At 56.3% G+C, this 16,352-nt stretch carries 21 protein-coding genes and 5 pseudogenes; 19 read left to right on the top strand and 7 right to left on the bottom strand.

The features are described 5' to 3' along the window. Positions 1 to 2 precede the first annotated feature (2 nt). Positions 3 to 368 carry a hypothetical protein gene (locus GKE73_RS02390; protein ID WP_230368938.1) on the top strand — a complete coding sequence of 122 codons (366 nt, stop codon included), beginning with the start codon at positions 3 to 5 and terminating at the stop codon, positions 366 to 368. Further along, a complete protein-coding gene (locus tag GKE73_RS02385; RefSeq protein WP_230368937.1) occupies positions 365 to 1,666 on the top strand; it encodes a hypothetical protein in 1,302 nt (433 codons plus the stop codon). Before GKE73_RS02390 ends, GKE73_RS02385 begins: the two co-directional genes overlap by 4 nt. A 35-nt stretch (positions 1,667 to 1,701) precedes the next feature. Here GKE73_RS02385 and GKE73_RS02380 read toward each other — a convergent pair whose 3' ends face one another. After that, the gene (locus tag GKE73_RS02380; RefSeq protein ID WP_230368936.1) at positions 1,702 to 1,977 is read right to left on the bottom strand and encodes a hypothetical protein; all 276 of its coding nucleotides are present in this window, start codon (positions 1,975 to 1,977) and stop codon (positions 1,702 to 1,704) included. Positions 1,978 to 2,094: 117 nt separating this feature from the next. Here GKE73_RS02380 and GKE73_RS02375 point away from each other — a divergent pair, with 117 nt between their 5' ends. From GKE73_RS02375 to GKE73_RS02350, 6 genes are all read left to right on the top strand, one after another. Further along, positions 2,095 to 2,451: an LtfC-like domain-containing protein gene (locus GKE73_RS02375; protein ID WP_230368935.1), complete on the top strand. Its 357-nt coding sequence runs from the start codon at positions 2,095 to 2,097 to the stop codon at positions 2,449 to 2,451. After that, positions 2,448 to 2,633, top strand: coding sequence for a hypothetical protein (locus GKE73_RS02370; RefSeq protein ID WP_230368934.1), 186 nt, complete (start codon positions 2,448 to 2,450; stop codon positions 2,631 to 2,633). Before GKE73_RS02375 ends, GKE73_RS02370 begins: the two co-directional genes overlap by 4 nt. A gap of 12 nt (positions 2,634 to 2,645) precedes the next feature. Then, positions 2,646 to 3,119, top strand: coding sequence for a hypothetical protein (locus GKE73_RS02365; protein ID WP_230368933.1), 474 nt, complete (start codon positions 2,646 to 2,648; stop codon positions 3,117 to 3,119). A 12-nt stretch (positions 3,120 to 3,131) separates the two neighbouring features. Then, the gene (locus GKE73_RS02360; RefSeq protein ID WP_230368932.1) at positions 3,132 to 4,295 is read left to right on the top strand and encodes a tail fiber protein; all 1,164 of its coding nucleotides are present in this window, start codon (positions 3,132 to 3,134) and stop codon (positions 4,293 to 4,295) included. Positions 4,296 to 4,455: 160 nt separating this feature from the next. Further along, a complete protein-coding gene (locus tag GKE73_RS02355) occupies positions 4,456 to 4,749 on the top strand; it encodes a hypothetical protein (protein WP_230368931.1) in 294 nt (97 codons plus the stop codon). Between the two features lie 80 nt (positions 4,750 to 4,829). Then, entirely contained in the window at positions 4,830 to 6,077 is a 1,248-nt protein-coding gene (locus GKE73_RS02350) for a putative bifunctional diguanylate cyclase/phosphodiesterase (protein WP_230368930.1), read from the top strand. Between the two features lie 76 nt (positions 6,078 to 6,153). Here GKE73_RS02350 and GKE73_RS02345 read toward each other — a convergent pair whose 3' ends face one another. Beyond that, a complete protein-coding gene (locus GKE73_RS02345) occupies positions 6,154 to 7,035 on the bottom strand; it encodes a Dyp-type peroxidase (RefSeq protein WP_230368929.1) in 882 nt (293 codons plus the stop codon). A gap of 334 nt (positions 7,036 to 7,369) precedes the next feature. On the opposite strand from GKE73_RS02345, the gene GKE73_RS02340 reads away from it, so the two are divergent. After that, positions 7,370 to 7,645: an Lpp/OprI family alanine-zipper lipoprotein gene (locus tag GKE73_RS02340; protein ID WP_230368928.1), complete on the top strand. Its 276-nt coding sequence runs from the start codon at positions 7,370 to 7,372 to the stop codon at positions 7,643 to 7,645. A gap of 34 nt (positions 7,646 to 7,679) precedes the next feature. Here the strand turns inward: GKE73_RS02340 and GKE73_RS02335 are convergent, their stop codons facing one another. Then, positions 7,680 to 8,246 (bottom strand): L,D-transpeptidase family protein, encoded by a 567-nt coding sequence (locus GKE73_RS02335; RefSeq protein ID WP_230368927.1) that lies wholly within the window; start codon positions 8,244 to 8,246, stop codon positions 7,680 to 7,682. 9 nt (positions 8,247 to 8,255) lie between these two features. On the opposite strand from GKE73_RS02335, the gene GKE73_RS02330 reads away from it, so the two are divergent. The 3 genes and pseudogenes from GKE73_RS02330 to GKE73_RS22210 all read left to right on the top strand — a co-directional run bounded on the left by GKE73_RS02330 (position 8,256) and on the right by GKE73_RS22210 (position 9,072). Next, positions 8,256 to 8,624 carry a L,D-transpeptidase family protein gene (locus GKE73_RS02330; RefSeq protein WP_230368926.1) on the top strand — a complete coding sequence of 123 codons (369 nt, stop codon included), beginning with the start codon at positions 8,256 to 8,258 and terminating at the stop codon, positions 8,622 to 8,624. Further along, positions 8,549 to 8,725, top strand: a pseudogene (locus GKE73_RS26850) (L,D-transpeptidase family protein); the annotation flags it as partial. The gene GKE73_RS02330 and the pseudogene GKE73_RS26850, both read left to right, overlap by 76 nt. Positions 8,726 to 8,799: 74 nt before the next feature. Next, entirely contained in the window at positions 8,800 to 9,072 is a 273-nt protein-coding gene (locus GKE73_RS22210) for a L,D-transpeptidase (RefSeq protein ID WP_280954706.1), read from the top strand. Positions 9,073 to 9,519: 447 nt separating this feature from the next. Here the strand turns inward: GKE73_RS22210 and fabI are convergent. Next, positions 9,520 to 10,309, bottom strand: a pseudogene (gene fabI, locus GKE73_RS02320) (enoyl-ACP reductase FabI). A gap of 112 nt (positions 10,310 to 10,421) precedes the next feature. Then, the gene (locus GKE73_RS02315) at positions 10,422 to 10,613 is read right to left on the bottom strand and encodes a hypothetical protein (protein WP_230368925.1); all 192 of its coding nucleotides are present in this window, start codon (positions 10,611 to 10,613) and stop codon (positions 10,422 to 10,424) included. A 12-nt stretch (positions 10,614 to 10,625) separates the two neighbouring features. Between GKE73_RS02315 and trxA the strand changes: the two genes are divergently transcribed. The 5 genes and pseudogenes from trxA to GKE73_RS02295 all read left to right on the top strand — a co-directional run. Beyond that, the gene (trxA, locus tag GKE73_RS02310) at positions 10,626 to 10,952 is read left to right on the top strand and encodes a thioredoxin TrxA (protein WP_230368924.1); all 327 of its coding nucleotides are present in this window, start codon (positions 10,626 to 10,628) and stop codon (positions 10,950 to 10,952) included. Positions 10,953 to 11,079: 127 nt separating this feature from the next. Next, positions 11,080 to 12,332: pseudogene (gene rho / locus GKE73_RS02305) on the top strand (transcription termination factor Rho). A gap of 54 nt (positions 12,333 to 12,386) precedes the next feature. Then, entirely contained in the window at positions 12,387 to 12,926 is a 540-nt protein-coding gene (locus tag GKE73_RS02300) for a trimeric intracellular cation channel family protein (protein ID WP_230368923.1), read from the top strand. 121 nt (positions 12,927 to 13,047) lie between these two features. Further along, the gene (locus GKE73_RS22205) at positions 13,048 to 13,170 is read left to right on the top strand and encodes a hypothetical protein (protein ID WP_280954705.1); all 123 of its coding nucleotides are present in this window, start codon (positions 13,048 to 13,050) and stop codon (positions 13,168 to 13,170) included. Positions 13,171 to 13,176: 6 nt separating this feature from the next. Beyond that, positions 13,177 to 13,497, top strand: a pseudogene (locus GKE73_RS02295) (NUDIX hydrolase); the annotation flags it as partial. 167 nt (positions 13,498 to 13,664) lie between these two features. On the opposite strand, the pseudogene nadC reads toward GKE73_RS02295, so the two are convergent. Next, positions 13,665 to 14,332, bottom strand: a pseudogene (gene nadC, locus GKE73_RS02290) (carboxylating nicotinate-nucleotide diphosphorylase). 249 nt (positions 14,333 to 14,581) lie between these two features. Between nadC and GKE73_RS02285 the strand changes: the two are divergent. Next, on the top strand, positions 14,582 to 15,292 hold the full coding sequence (locus tag GKE73_RS02285; protein WP_230368922.1) for an energy-coupling factor ABC transporter permease: 711 nt from the start codon (positions 14,582 to 14,584) through the stop codon (positions 15,290 to 15,292). A gap of 36 nt (positions 15,293 to 15,328) precedes the next feature. After that, the gene (locus GKE73_RS02280) at positions 15,329 to 15,709 is read left to right on the top strand and encodes an MAPEG family protein (RefSeq protein WP_230368921.1); all 381 of its coding nucleotides are present in this window, start codon (positions 15,329 to 15,331) and stop codon (positions 15,707 to 15,709) included. On the opposite strand, the gene GKE73_RS02275 is transcribed toward GKE73_RS02280, so the two are convergent. Continuing rightward, positions 15,702 to 16,349 (bottom strand): HAD family hydrolase, encoded by a 648-nt coding sequence (locus tag GKE73_RS02275; RefSeq protein ID WP_230368920.1) that lies wholly within the window; start codon positions 16,347 to 16,349, stop codon positions 15,702 to 15,704. The genes GKE73_RS02280 and GKE73_RS02275 overlap by 8 nt on opposite strands. Between the last annotated feature and the right edge of the window lie 3 nt (positions 16,350 to 16,352).

Raw genomic sequence — 16,352 nt, 5'->3', positions numbered from 1 at the left:
CCATGGCCCGAATGAGCGCACAAGAAGCGGCCGAAGTCGCCCGGGCACTGGCCCGGCACTCCAGCCAGAAGACCGATAACGGCCTACCGCCCGCCAGCGGACCCGGCGGCATTCCCGGCGGGATATTTCGTGGCAAGGCAACGGAAGGTAGTGGGACTGGCCAGACGTCGGCGGGACTGGCCGCCGCTTATGTGGAAACTGGCCGGACGCTCTACGACAGCACCACCGACACCACGCCTTACTTTACCCATGACGGGCTGTTCCGGATTGGAACAGTGCCGATCAAAACCCTGACCATTGCCGAGTCAAACAGCAGCGGAAACCCCACTGGGTCACCCGTCACCATCACCTTCAAACAGGGGGCATGATGATCGACCAGCCGACCCAATACGGATTCATTGGCGGTGGGTATGTCGTCGTTACCCCAGACAAAGATGCCCCATATTCAAGCATCACCGGGTTTGGTACCACTGGAACACTATTCCGCGATGACGGCCAAACATTCCCATGGAAGGGCATCAATCCGTTTGATTGCAAACTGAATAATTATGGTGGATTTCTTACTGGTGGCAGCCCCGTGTACATGAATGTCACGACGGTACCGAACGCCCCTAAAAACGTGCCCGGTGCCCGAAACGATATCTGGACATCCGGGCCGCAGATGTCGGTGTATGGCGGCAAGCATCGTCTTGGTGGTGGATGGCTTTGTTGGCTGTACCCCATCGCTCCCGGCGAAGTCTTGAAACTCACGGTTGGGGCGGGAGGCTACGCCGATGACCGGGAGTACACCTACCAGCCCAACGTCGTGGTTCATAGCGCCATCACCAAGACCGAGGACGATGACAGCGACTACGAGTGGGTCATGGCCTCAAAAGATGGAAAGACGGCCTTGTTGAGAAGCACCCGGCGCTATTACTACCAGGTCAACGTGACCAGCGTGGTCCGTACGGACAATGTCAGTGACCCGTACCGCATCAATAAGACCCGCTACGACGTGACGATGACGATTCAACAGCTTGGACGGGTACGGGTTGACGTAGAAGAAGGGGGATGGACGTATTTTTACAAAGGGCCGCTCTATACCCTGAGTGAAGCGGGCAAAGTCGTACCGGTCGACTTCTATGTCAGAACAACCAGTACCGTCGAAATGGTCAAAGTCAGGGAAGAGCTGACGTATCCGACCTCTGACGGGGCGGGCCACCCGATGGGGACGCCGTACATCGTCGAGTACGGCTACTATCTGGAGGACTACACCTTCAGCCAGAAAATCGGGTCCATTTCGTTTGATTTTCATCGGAAAAATGCAGAGGATGGTTGGTCGCGTCGGCAAGATACCGGGGAAATCTTGCCGTACGGCACGGACAGCTTCGACCTTCCGGCGCTGGAAATCACGCACAGCCTGATCGGGATTGATATCGGCACCGACGATATTGATGTCGGTAGTTTTTCGGACGGCAGCCATACCCTGAATGTCATGCCGCTGACGATCAGTGAGTCAACCAGCCATGTCGACCACCACGTCTACTACGACCTGACCACCCAGCAGGTTATCCCCGAAGACAAAATCCTGCGCAAGAACGCCAACGCCAGCTATGTCCGGGCCATCTCCCCGGACAGGATCTTCCTGTCAGATAACCCGAACGACCAGAGTGTGTTTTTTGTTTAGTTAGAGAGATTAGCCTATAACGTATTTCATGTTATTCACTTTGCACCATCTGTTATCCAGTTTCCAATAAAACGAACTCCCAATGATCCAAGTGCAAACGTACTGAATATTGAAGCTATATGTTGCGACGGGTTTTGTCCGATATTTATCATTATAATAGTATTTCCAAATGCAATAATAACCAAAGTAAGCCCAACTAATGCCCATCCAATCTTTGTATGGTTAAAAAATCTTGTTAATGCAATTAATCCAACCCCAAAGGTATTAGTTGCCCAGCAAGAATCCGTTATAGCATTAATAAGTAATTCCAATTTTTACTCCATATCAATGTTGATTGATCATAACTTAACCGAACCCCTTCCCACCTCCCTGAAGCAACCAGACGCCGGACAATTCACCTTGTTCGGCGTTTTTGCTTTAGGAACCCCATGAAACCGTATGCCCGTCCCGACCCACTGGAGATTACCCAAGGCTGCACCTTCGAGAAGTCTTGGCAGTGGACGGCGGGTGGTAAGCCTGTCGATCTAACCGGGGCCGAGTTCGAACTGGTGGCCAAGGCCGATGCTGGGGCCACGGATACACTCTTGTTCCTGACCACTGGCACTGGGATTGCCGTGACAGGTAGTACCTTCACCGTCCGTATCGAATCAGACATCACCCGAGCCTACGCCCGGCGTTCTGCCGTTTTCAACCTGAGAGTGCGCTGGCCCGGCCCTGAGCCACGCCGCGTGGACCTTGTCATGACCGGGACGATCGTCGTGAAACCGGGAGTGCTGGCGCCATGAGCGATCCGGAAATCATCGAACTGGTGCCGGGCATCGAGGCCGAGGTGCTGGAAACCACGGCTATCGACCGCGAGGTGCTCACCACCTCGGCAGAGCAGGGTCCACCCGGCCCGCCCGGGCCATCCGGTACCGATGACTTCGACTTAGACCTCACTCTGATTTATCAAATCGCCAAACTGTAAGGAACCCCCACCATGTCCCTTGATACCAAACTGACCCTGCTGGCTCAGGCGCTTGGCACTGATGTCAAAACCCTGAACGCGGCTGTCGGCAACCCAGCGGCGCTGACTACTACGGCCAAGGCTTCGCTGGTCGCGGCTATCAACGAGTTGAAGGCCGCGCTGCAGTCCACGACGGTCATCAACGACACGTCTGCGTCGACTACTTCAACCTACTCATCCAGCAAGCTCACCGACCTGCTCAACCAGCTGAAGACGGACATCCTCGGCGGGGCCAGCGCGGCCTATGACACGCTGAAGGAAATCGAAGCCAAGCTGGGCAGTGATGACACCGCGCTGGACAACCTGCTCACCGCCGTGGGGAACCGCGTGTCGTTCGCTGATGTGCAGAGCCTGACCGCCGCCCAGCAGCTGCAGGCATGCCAGAACATTGGCGTGGGCGACCCGACTGTGGACCTTGTTGCCGCCTACAACGCTGCCAAGGCGTAAGAGGGCTGCCGTATGTCGCTGCTTGCGAACATTCAGTCTGCCCTCGGCGCGATTGGAGCTGACATCAAAAGCCTGTTTAACCGTGGCTCTAGCAAGTCGGGCGACATTCTCTATTCAGCCGATGCCCCCGGCCCTGACTGGTTGCCCTGTGATGGCTCGGCCTACCTGCAAAGCAGCTATCCGGTGCTGTACGGGAAGCTGGGAACTATCCCCACACGTAATATTGGAGATTTTTCTAGCAGTTCTCTCCCGGCATCGACTACCCGGAAGGCTATGGCTTATGGGAATGGCATTTTTGTAGCAATAGCCTACGGAACAGCCATTGCCGCCACTTCGAACGATGGGATTAATTGGGTACAACGCGCACTACCGGTATCGGCTAACTGGCAGTCCATCGCCTACGGAAACGGTGTATTTGTAGCGGTGACTTATAACTCGGCTATTGCTGCAACGTCGGCAGACGGTGTGACATGGACCCAGCGGACGCTACCAGCGTCGGCATACTGGCAGGCCGTTGCTTACGGCAACGGTACGTTTTTGGCGATAACTTGGACGTCTAATGTCATTGCAACGTCGGCAGACGGCGTGACGTGGACCCAGCGCTCGATACCCATCTATTCCTATTGGAATACCCTTGTTTTCGCCAATGGCCTGTTTATTGCCATGGGCGGAACCAGCATACAAGAGTACGTCACGTCGCCAGATGGAATCACTTGGACGCAGCGCCTCCTCCCGATGGCCGCCACCATATATTCAGTGGCGTATGGGAATGGAGTATTTGTGGCGTTGTATTACGGGACGTCGGCTAATGTCTTTATCTCTAGCGACGGCATTACATGGGACGTTTACCCGGTTACTGCGGCCGCCAACTGGAGCAGCATCACCTATGGAAATGGGGTTTTTGTAGCAATAGCTGCCGCCACTAGGGCATCAGCTATTGCCGTTTCTCTGAACGGTATCGACTGGGAAGTTATACCGCTACCGGTTTATAGCCCCTGCAAAATGATCGCTCATGGAAACGGCGTCTTTGTGGCAATCCCTTACGGGTCAGCGATAGGCGCCGTAGCCTCTGACGCAAGGAGCTATAGCTATGACCCTGTCTCCCAGTTCGTTGTCCCTAACATAGAAAGTCTGTGTGTCCGTGGTACCCAGCTCAAAGCCTACGTGAGGACTTAACCATGGCCGACCTGATCAGTGTTTACGTCTGTGGTCCTGACTGGCTGTTTGACCATGTTGAACAGCTTGACCCGACTGGACCGCTTCCGCACTACTCGACACTAACGCCGGTACCACCAACATCAGGGAGCGAGGTGGCCGGTATCAGGGCGGTCAGTGGATGGTGTTGCCGGAGCGTCCTGTCAAACAGGAAGTGACGCCAGACCTATCACCGGCTATTCCGCAGGAAGTCACTCGCTTTCAAGCGCGTGGCGCCCTGTATCAGGCTGGTCTGCTGGACAAGGTGGAAGCTTTCATTGCCGCCGAGGGTACGGACATGATGCTGAAGCTGGCTTGGCAGGATGCGCAGACGTTCAAGCGGTACAGCCCGTTTATCACCGGCGTGGGGCAGCTGCTTGGGCTGACCGATGCGCAGCTGGATGCGCTGTTTGTCGCGGCCAGTCTGATTGAGTAGGGGGGGTTAAAAGCCGGGATTTTTGCGGGTTATTTGCACCGGTTGACCATCTTAGGCAGTGCAAAAGCAAGCGCTAAACTGTGCAAATCAATTCGCAACGTTACAACAACGGTAGCCAGTTTGCCGTGCTGTTTCTCGATCTGGACGAATTCAAGACCGTCAATGACAGTCTGGGACATCCGGTGGGTGACCTGCTGCTGGTGGAAGCGGCAAGACGGCTGTCCGTTCCGCTGCCGCCGGAAGCATTGCTCGCCAGACTGGGCGGCGACGAATTTGTCGTACTGTTACCGCTAGGGTTGGAGCAATCGCTCACCGACATTGTGCAGAACCTGCTGCAAGCCTTTGCCCGGCCGATTCTGGTTGAACATCATGAACTGAGCTGCACCGTCAGTATCGGGGTGGCGCTGTTTCCTCAGGATGGCCCGGATCCCGATATCCTGCTGCGCCACGCCGATCTGGCCATGTATGCTGCCAAGGCCGCCGGGCGCAACGATGTGCGCTATTACCAGCCGTCGATGAACGCCGATGCGCTGGAGCGGCTGACGCTTGAGCGCGACCTTCGTCATGCGCTGGAGGACTCGGCTGGTGGTTTGCAACTGTACTATCAGCCGCAGGTGGACGCGGTCAGTGGCCAGTGCATCGGCTGCGAAGCGCTGGTGCGTTGGTATCACCCGGAACGCGGCATGATGATGCCGGATGCGTTCATCAGTCTCGCGGAGCGCAGTGGCCTGATTGTGCCGTTAGGGCAGTGGGTGTTGGCCGAAGCCTGCCGACAATACAAGATTTGGGAGGCCGAGGGCATGCCGTTGAGCATTTCGGTCAACCTCTCTCCGGTACAGTTGGGCCGCAGTACGCTGGCGGCCAGCGTGCAATTGCTGTTTGCCAGCCATCAGATACCACCGGGTGCCATCGAGTTTGAACTGACCGAAAGCGCATTGATGGACGATTCCGATGACAATCTGCAGCGCTTCCATGCCTTGATTGCCTTGGGTAGTTCGTTTGCCCTGGACGACTTCGGCACCGGCTACTCCTCGCTGTCACGGCTCAAACGTTATCCGATCAGCCGCCTCAAGATCGACCGCTCCTTTGTGATGAACCTGCCCGGCAATGCCGAAGATGCTGCCGTGGCCACAGCCACGCTATCGTTGGCGCGCGATCTGGGGATGGATGTGGTGGCCGAGGGCGTCGAAACGCCGGAACAACGCGATTATCTGGTGTCGCGCGGCTGCTACGTCATGCAAGGTTATCTGTTTGCCCGCCCGCTCACAGCGGCAGACATGAAAGCCTTCTGCCGCACCACCATGCTTAAGCATGATTGGGTAAGTTAGTAAGCAACAAGGGCGATGCCATGACGGCATCGCCCTTGTTTCGGCCAACCTTTACCCACTGCTAGGGCCTGATCGATTATAGGCCCAATGCGGATAAATCCAGCTGCTGGTTAGCCAGCGGTGGGCACCAGAAGTAAGCGCCAGTGACTGGTCGCGTGAAACGGAACAAGGCATCGCAGATACCATCTTCCTGCCCTGTCATCCGTCGCCATTGTGCCTCAAAGGCCGCAAGCGATTTGCCGAATGCGACAAAAGCCAAGCCGCCCTTGCCCTGTTCTGCCCATGGCATGGAGCGCCGCAGGATAAAGGCTTCCGGGTCAAAGCTTTCCTGCGCTGTGCGCTTGACGTGCGCAGACAGCGGGGCATCATCCAGCTCCTCATTATCCGCCGGGCGCCGTCCCATGATGTTGTCCTGCTCTTGTTGCGGCAGGTTGGAAAACGCTTCCATCTGATGGACCCACTGCTGCACGGCAACGAAGCTGGAGCCATCCAGCCCGGCGCCTTGGCCTGCCACAATGGCAGCGGCCAGTGCCTCGTCACCCTCCGGGTTCTCCGTGCCGTCCTCATAGCCGGTCAGGTCGCGACCAGAATCGTACTTGAACGTACTCAGACTATGGCTGAGGCGAAAGGCCGGAGCCAACAGCTGTTCAAGCTTGCGGGTAACATGAAAAAGTTTGCCGTTATCTTCCCCGCGTAACCAGCACCACAGCGCTGCCGGTGTGGCAGGAATATCCAGCCCGGGTGCCACGCTGTCAGGAAACGGCTTCAACCCCGCAATGGCATGTCCCAGCGCCAGCACCGTTGATTGGCCAAGTCCAACCACCACCTGTTCTCCATCGACGAAAGCCCGCAGGGCCTGCAGGCACGAGGCAATCTCATTGCTGTGTTCAATGGAAAAGTATAAATGTCGACCTACACTGGGTATAGGAGCCAGTATTCCCGGTTGGGTGTTTGCCATGACGACCTTCCTGATAACAATTGGATAGAAAATGGCGGTGCAGTCTTTGGCCATTTTAATACGTCAGATACCCATCCCGCAGTGTCTGCATTTCAAAGCCGCCTCACATCATGTGCCTTGGGGGGCGGTGGTTGCTGCTGCATAGGCAAGGCTTAAACAGGTTCACCGCCATGGCCATGAGGCCATGGTTTTGCCATGAGTCGGTCAATTTGTACTATCCCGACTATGCTTTTATGATGAATAGACGTGCTCTACCCAAGACGCCGCTAGCAATAGCCATGATTCGGCGATAGATGCACTAATCTGGATATCTTTATTCGTAAAGGAGAATACCGTGCTTCAATCGTATATCACACGTAAATCGTTACTGGCTTCGGCCACCTGTGCCGCGTTGCTGTTGGTGGGTGGCTGTGCCAGCAATGGCGATCTGGAAAAAGTACGTGCCATGGCCATGCAGGCACAGCAAACGGCCGATCAGGCCAACCAGACTGCAAATATGGCTAACCAGAAGGCCGATCAGGCGGTGAACACCGCCAATCAGGCCAATCAGACAGCGGCAGAAACCAATGAAAAGCTGAACCGCATGTTCAAGAAAACCATGATGAAGTAACGCTGTAGTGGGTAGTCATCGCCGGTTCTTACCCCTAGCGAATGACTACCCGCATGCCGGGCTTGGCCCAGCGCGTGAGATGATGCAATTGGCTGTTGGTGAGCGCCACACAGCCGGAAGTCCAGTCGTATTGTTTGTGAATGATGGCGTTACCATGGCCAAGTCCATGTATGCCGATCTCACTGCCCAGTGCCGTGTCGCGGCGTGGTGGCTGGTGATTAAGATTGGCCTGGGTGATGGAATCAAATGTTGGCTGATCAATCTTTCCCGCTTGCCATGCCAATTTGGCATGTGCGGGAGTGGGATAGTCCAATTCGTAAAACATGCCGAATTGCGCGGACGGACGGATCTGCCAAATACGAAATTCTCCCTGTGGCGTGGTGTCATCGCCGCGATAATGTACCGGCGCGACGCCGCCCCGACCGAGGGAAATATTATCGAATCGCGCCAGAACACGATTATTGGTGGTTAATACTGTCAAGGTATGGCTGGCGCTGTCGACCAGAATCCAGTGCGACGAGTCGGCCCAGACGGGTGTCGATAACATCAACCCGAGCAGCAAGCACGCAAACCGAATTTTCCTGAAGTTATGCATAAACATGGTGTTTTTATGATGTCGGCGCTGTGGTCAGTGTTGCGATGCGGTGGGCTGGGGTTACTGATAGCCTGCGGTATCGCTCCCTATAGTGTGGCCGCCACGTTCACGCTGCCTACGGACGGCTCCACTGTCGTCGGTAAAACCATAGTGGTCAGTCCACGTCAGGATAATACGTTGTTGGACATCGCCCGGCACTTCGATGTGGGCTATGACGAAATCGTGTTTGCCAATCCTCATGCATCGGTATGGCTGGCGGCCAAGCAAGTGGTGGTGCCACGGCAATTCATTTTGCCCCCAGGCCCGGAATGGAATCATCATCAATATCTCCCAGCAAGCTGTTTTTCTTTCCGCCCGCTGCCCAAAACCAGCCGCCGCAGGTGATTACTTATCCGGTCAGTATCGCCCGGGAAGGCTGGTCAACGCCGCTCGGTACCACCAAGATCACCGCCAAATATCGCGACCCCGGTTGGTTCGTTCCCAAGAGTATTCATGATGAGCATTTAAAGGAAGAGGGGGTTGAACTGCCGGAGTATTTCCCCCCGGTCCGGATAATCCGATGGGGATGCTGGCCATGCAAACCGGCTTCCCCGGAATTTTCATCCATGGAACCAATAAGCCATGGGGAGTGGGAATGCGCACCAGTCATGGCTGTTTGCATCTGTATCCGGAGGATGCGGCCGAATTGTTCCCGCAGCTCAAGCCGGGTACGCCGGTGCGGGTGATTGACGAGCCGTTCTTGTTCGGGCTGGATCAGGATCGTTGGGTCATGGCTTCCCTACGAACCGGTGCAGGAATATGCCGACAAACGACCACTTGTCGTGCGTGCTGAGAGCAACCTGACGGAGTTGGCTCTGGAAGAAAGCCGAGTACCATTGCTTAAGCCGATATCGATGGCGGGCGTATCGAACGGCTGACTCATGTCTATCAGTCGGTACCGGTCGATATCTCTGCTGCGCAGCCCGATGTGCAAGATAAGTTGAAAGCTTTGCCGGTAGAACCGTATAACTTCCCGCCGTATGGCTCGGAAGCCAATAACGCTCAGGTGCCGGTGCAACCTGCCGCGGCTGGAGAACGAGCTGGAGCGGTAACCGCACCACCTGCGCAATAGCTAAAGATAATGCGCTGGCGGATTGAATAAACCGTTGGCATAGCTGCGTTTAACAGGCTGAGATGTTCCCTGCTCGAGCAGCTGTTTTAAGTAATCAGGCAGAAACAAAAAAAGCCCGACACTGGCCGGGCTCTTGGTGTGATTTGCGCTTAGTTCGAGAAGCTATGCTCAAGCATCCGGAACGTTGAGGGCGTTGATGTTGTAGCTTAAGCGTCCACATAAGTGATTTCACCAGTGATGCCGGATGCCAGATCGGAGAGCAGGAAGGCGGCGGTATTGCCGACTTCTTCTGTCGTCACGTTGCGCCGCAGGCAGGCCCGGCTGGAGGCCATGCTCAGCAGCTTGGAGAAGCCGGAGATGCCTGAAGCGGCGGGGTTTTGATCGGACCGGCGGAGATACCATTGACGCGGATACCTTCACGACCGAGGCTGGCAGCCATGAAACGTACGGCCGATTCCGGGCTGGCTTTAGCCAGACCCATAACGTTGTAATGCGGAATGGCACGAACTGCGCCCAGATAGGACAAGGTCAGCAGTGCTGCATTGCGGCCCTGCATCATCGGGCGGGCAGCTTTGGCCAGAGCCGGGAAACTGTAGGCAGAAACGTCCTGAGCTGTCTGGAATGCTTCGCGCGTGAGTGCGTCCAGGAAATCACCTTCCAGCGATTCGCGCGGGGCAAAGGCGATGGCATGTACCAAACCGTCCAGCCCGTCCCATTCTTTGCCGAGATCGACAAACAACTGGTTGATCTCATCGTCGTTCTGTACGTCGCAGCGGAAAACCAGTTTGGAGCCAAAGTCGGCAGCCATGTCACGGACACGGTCTTCCAGTTTGTCTACCACATAGGTAAACGCCAACTCCGCACCCTGACGGTGACATGCACGGGCGATGCCGTAGGCGATGGAGCGGTTGGAAATCATGCCGGTGATGAGAATTTTTTTGCCTTGCAAGAAACCCATCTTGAGTCCTTCTTGGTAGAAACAGCTTGGCATTATACCGAAGCACGGGCAGGACAGTAGCAGGAGATTGTTATCCAAATGTTAGCCCGCTGGCATGATGGCTGGCATTGAGTCAGTTTGCGGACTGCTGTGTGCTTGAAAGCTGGCCAATTTGCACCATGTAGCTTGCATCGGCGTGTTGCAGGTTGCCGCTGGCGCGGTCGCTTGTTACCATCGTTGCAATCTTGCCGGAAAACGCGGTGTCGGCTGCTTTAATGAAGAGTAGTGCAGGCCTGATTACGTTTTCTTCACCTACAGAATTCATTGAGAGGAAGCCATGAGCGATCTGATCCAGTATGTGTCCGACGATTCTTTTGAACAAGACGTGCTGAAGGCCGAAGGCCCGGTGCTGGTTGATTACTGGGCTGAGTGGTGTGGTCCTTGCAAGATGATTGCGCCGATTCTGGATGAAGTGGCCAAGGAATACGATGGCCGCCTGAAAGTAGCCAAGCTGAATATCGACCAGAATGAGCTGACGCCGCCGAAATTTGGTATTCGCGGCATCCCGACTCTGATGATCTTCAAGGATGGTAATGTGGTCGCTACCAAAGTGGGCGCTTTGGCCAAAAGCCAGTTGACCGCTTTTATTGACAGCCACATTTAAAGCGTCTATTCTCCCCTCACATTCTTCAAAGACAGGCGGCTTTACCATGCCGCCTGTTTCGTATCCGCTTCCACACCCCCGAATAAGCGTTCCGCCTAATCGTTTTCGAGTCGACCTTACGGCTGCTATGCATTTATCTGATCTCAAACACCTTCATGTCACCGAACTCGTTGAAATGGCTATTGCCAACGAGATTGATGGCGCCAACCGTCTGCGCAAACAGGATTTGATTTTTGCGCTTCTCAAGAACCAGGCCAAAAAAGGCGAAAGCATTTATGGTGAAGGCACGCTGGAAGTGTTGCCGGACGGTTTTGGTTTTCTGCGCAGCCCGGATACGTCTTATCTGGCTGGGCCTGATGATATTTATGTCAGCCCGTCGCAGATTCGCCGCTTCAATTTGCACACCGGTGATTCCATCGAAGGCGAGATTCGCACACCTAAGGATGGCGAGCGTTATTTTGCGCTGGTGAAGGTCGATAAGGTTAATGGCGAGCCGCCGGAAAATTCCAAACATAAAATCCTGTTTGAGAATCTGACGCCGTTATTCCCGACTGAGCAATTCAAACTGGAACGCGATATTCGCGGTGAGGAAAATATCACTGGCCGTATCGTTGATCTGGTGGCTCCGATTGGCAAAGGCCAGCGTGCACTGCTGGTGGCTCCGCCAAAATCGGGTAAAACCGTGATGCTGCAGCACTGGCCCATGCGATTACCGCCAATCATCCGGAAGCCGTGATGATTGTGTTGCTGATTGACGAGCGCCCGGAAGAAGTGACCGAGATGCAACGTTCGGTCAAGGGTGAAGTGGTTTCGTCGACTTTTGACGAGGCTACCCGTCACGTGCAAGTGGCCGAAATGGTCATTGAAAAAGCCAAGCGTTTGGTTGAGCACAAGAAAGATGTCGTAATCCTGCTTGACTCCATTACGCGTCTGGCACGGGCTTATAACACCGTGGTGTAAGCTTCCGGCAAGGTGCTGACCGGTGGTGTGGATGCCAATGCCCTGCAACGTCCGAAGCGTTTCTTTGGCGCGGCGCGGAATCTGGAAGAGGGCGGCAGCCTGACCATTATCGCTACGGCGCTGATCGACACCGGCAGCCGTATGGACGATGTGATCTATGAAGAATTCAAGGGTACGGGTAACTGTGAAATCCACCTTGACCGCCGCATGGCAGAAAAGCGGATTTTCCCGGCGCTGAACATCAATCGTTCTGGTACGCGTCGTGAAGAGTTGCTGATTCCACAAGACCAACTGCAACGGATCTGGGTGTTGCGCAAGTTGCTGTATCCGATGGATGATGTGGAAGCGATGGAGTTCCTGCAAGATAAAATCAGGGCGACCAAGTCGAATCTGGCTTTCTTTGATTCGATGCGCCGCTGAGGGTTATCGTTAACGAATAATCCACGCCAGACCGCTCAAGGTCTGGCGTTTTTTTTGATTACGACCATGATGGATTTGACCAATCGCCTGTTGCAGATGCAGTTGTTGTCTGCCATTGGCACGGTGGCCTTTGCGTTTTCCGGTTATCTGATCGGCGTGCGCAAACGGCTGGATTTGCTGGGTATCGTGATTGTGTCGTTGCTGACGGCAATCGGCGGCGGCATGATCCGTGATGTGCTGATCAGCCGTATCCCGGCGGTGTTTTTTGACTATACCAATCTGGGAATTATTACCGCGACGCTGTTTGTGTCGTGGCTGGCCGGTTTGCATCGGCGGGAGGGTAGCACGGTGACCCGTCTGTTCATTCTGGCAGACTCGTTGGGGCTGGTGGCATTCAGCCTGACAGGGGCAGAGGCGGGGCTGACACTGGGGCTGAATGCTTTTGGCGTGGTGCTGCTGGGGTTTGTGACCGCCGTGGGCGGAGGGGTGGTACGCGACATGATGGTCAATGATATTCCTTTTATCCTGCATCAGGATTTTTACGGCACCGTGTCTATTCTGGTGGCAAGCGGATTGTTTTTGATGGATTGGTAGGCTGGGTCAGCCCCTTGTCCTTGCAGCTATTACTGTTGGCTGGCCCGGCGCTGAGATTGCTGGCCCACTGGAGGGAGCTGTCGCTGCCAAAAATTGAACGCAAAAGCGATAAGGGACAGTCATGATGTGGCCCGCTGAGGCATCAGAGGCGCAGGCATGGATTCGGCAAAGGTTGGCCGAATTCGACTTTACCGGACGCGCCGGAGATATTCCGTTTCGTCCACCATCAGGTACGCCACGGTAAGCTGCGGTGCTGGTGCCGCTGGTCTGGCATGAGGCAGAGCCTAGCGTGTTGCTGACGCGCCGTACCGACCATTTATCCCAGCATGCCGGTCAGGTGAGTTTCCCCGGTGGCAAGATTGACCCCCAAGATGCCAATGCCTGTGCAGCGGCATTGCGTGAGGCGCGTGAAGAAATCGGTCTGGATGCCCGTCACGTGCAACTGCTGGGGACCTTGCCGGATTACATGACCATTACTTCCTATCAGGTGACGCCGGTGGTGGGGCTGTTGTTGCCGCCGCTTGCGTTGACCCCCGCGCCGGGAGAGGTGGCCGAGATTTTTGAAGTGCCGCTCGCGTTGGCGCTGGATGTTACACGCTATCAACGTCATGCCTATCAGCGCGATGGCATCAGTGGCCACTATTTGTCGTTGACCGGCAGCAGCACACCATCTGGGGGGCGACTGCTGCCATGCTGCGTTTGTTGGCGGCGGCGTTGTGTCCGCCACCCCGTTAGCGCTTACAGGGCAAAGCGCATCGACAGGTCGATGGCGCGCACGTCTTTGGTGAGTTTGCCGACGGAAATGCGATCGACACCGGTTTCGGCGATGGCGCGCACGGTGGTCAGGTCGACGCCACCGGAGGCTTCCAGTTCGGCGCGGCCTGCGGTCATCTCAACCGCGCGGCGCATGTCATCCGTCGACATGTTGTCCAACAGCACCAGTTTGGCGCCGCCGTCCAGCGCCTGTTGCAGTTCATCCGGGGTTTCCACTTCGATTTGCAGCGTTACGTTGGGCGGCAGGGATTGGAGCGCGGCAGCCAGAGCCTGACGGATGCTGCCAGCGGCCATGATGTGGTTTTCCTTGATGAGAATGCCGTCAAACAGGCCGATCCGCTGGTTGACGCCACCGCCGACCGTAACCGCATACTTTTGTGCCGGCGCAGGCCCGGCAAGGTCTTGCGCGTATCCAGAATACGGGCGCGTGTGCCAGTTACCACATCCACATAGCGGCGGGTTTCGCTGGCGACGGCGGACAGGGTCTGCAGAAAGTTGAGGCTGGAGCGTTCGGCGGTGAGCAAGGCGCGCGCCGGGCCGCTGACAGTGCAAAGCACGGTATCGGCATTGACCCGGTCACCTTCAGCCACATGCCAGTGTACCGGCAGCGTGCATCCACCTGCCGGTAGCATTCATCAAACCATGGCTGGCCGCAGAGAATGGCGCTTTCGCGTGCCACGACAGTGGCGTGGCCGATGGCGTCGTCGCTAATCAGCTGGGCGGTCCAGTCACACTGGCCAATGTCTTCGGCCAACGTCTGGCTGACTTGCTGCGCGATCAGGTGAAAGGCTGGTAAGGATGGCATCTGCGTCTCTCCGTAAAGGCGATATTGTACCGGTCAGCCGCCTGACTGTGGGGGTGGTGTTGATGGCTCTGGTATCATGGCGGTAGAAAATCTGCCGACAACTATCATCATGGATTTACCCTCTTTCTTTTTTGCCGACTGGGCCTTGTGGCTGGCCAATGGCCTGACACTTGCACTGCTCGGCTTGGCTGCGACGCGGGTGCGTTGGCATTCACTGGCGCCACATGTCCTGAATGCCTGGCTGGGCGGCTGCGTGCTGATCATGGTGTTGTGGCTGATGAAGGGTGGCTTCAAGCCCGGATTGTCGTTTCATCTGATCGGCGCGGCCGTCCTGACCTTGCTGGCCGGTGCTCCATTTGCTTTATTGGGATTGGCGGCGGTGCTGCTGGCTGTGACCGCGGGGACACAGGGTGACTGGCTGGCGATGGGCATCAACTGGCTGGCAACGGTCTTGGTGCCGGTAATGGTGGTGCGCGCGACCTTGCACTGGGCTCGGCACAAGTTGCCCGGCCACTTTTTTGTGTATGTGTTCGTCAATGCCTTCTCGGCCGGTGGTTTCAGCATGTTTGCCGCGGGCCTTACCGGGCTGGTTACGCTGGGGTTGGCCGAAGCCTATCCGTGGGATTACCTGTTGGCGGATACATTGCCGTTCTATTTTTTATTGTCTTGGTCCGAGGCGTTTACCACCGGTCTGGTGATTGCGGTCATGGTGGTGTACCGGCCGCAATGGGTGTCCACGTTTGACGATGCGCATTATCTGCGCTCGCCCGACGATGACGACATCTAGGCGCCGGTGTCGTGGTCTGATTAGAAGGAAGCCATCATGCCGTTTGCACTGTGGAGTATTTTGCTGGTCGCCGCCTTGCCGCTGGTGTGGGCCGTGGTGGCCAAAGCCGGGGCGCCGTATGACAATCACCGTCCGCGCGATGTGCTGGCGCAGGCCAGCGGCTACCGGCAGCGTGCCAACTGGGCGCAGCAGAATGCACGGGAGGCGTTGCCGATCTATGCCGCGGCCATTATCGTAGCGGTGCTGATGAAGGTACCTTTCCCGCGTCTGGATGTGGCGGCAGCGGTATTTTTACTGGCCCGTGTGCTGCATGGCGTGTGTTACGTGCTGGATTGGCCCACGGCGCGTTCCTTGGTCTGGACGCTGGGCTATGGCGTGGTGGTGTATCTGTTTCTGCTGGCCGGAGCGGTTATCTGACGGCAGCTGTGGTATCGGCAAGGTCTGGTGCTAACCAGCCTTGCCGGTGCAGCACTTGCGTCAATTCCGCGATGCCTTTGGTGTGAAACGCTTGCCAGCCAACACGACGGGCGGCTTCCACGCATTCGATGTTGTCATCGAAGAAGACGATGTGTGACGGCGACACGGCCAGTTGTTGCTGCACATGCTGATAAATGGCAGCATCCGGTTTGCGCAAGCCCAGCAGGTGCGAAGCAAACGTGGCATCGAACAGTTCGTCCCACACCATGTCCCGGCCAATTTTCTCCCAGTGCAGGGCATTGTTATTGCTCAATACCGCTAGTCGGTAGCGTGCTTTGAGTTGTTGCAGCAATGGCTTGACGCCGGGGTAGGGGCCTTGTACCCATTCACCCAGCAGGCGGGTCATCTCACTGGCGCTGAGGCCGAGTTCCAGTTCTTCTGTCATCGCGGTGGCAAACTGCTCTGGCGTGCAGCGTCCGCTGTCGAGTTCAGCAACCCATGGTGTGTGCATCCAGAACTGGCGCGCCGCCTCGCGGCTCAGGCGGTTTAAAGCTGTCAGCTCGATCAGCGGATCGACCCCGTTCCAGTCCACCAGGACGCCGCCCAGATCGAATACCAGCACCTCTACCGCTTGCGTCATGTT

This window comes from Paludibacterium denitrificans, from assembly GCF_009707705.1.
GTDB classification, from domain to species: domain Bacteria; phylum Pseudomonadota; class Gammaproteobacteria; order Burkholderiales; family Chromobacteriaceae; genus Paludibacterium_A; species Paludibacterium_A denitrificans.
The sequence above is the reverse complement of the archived record's forward strand: the minus strand, read 5'-3'. Positions and strand labels throughout refer to the sequence as shown.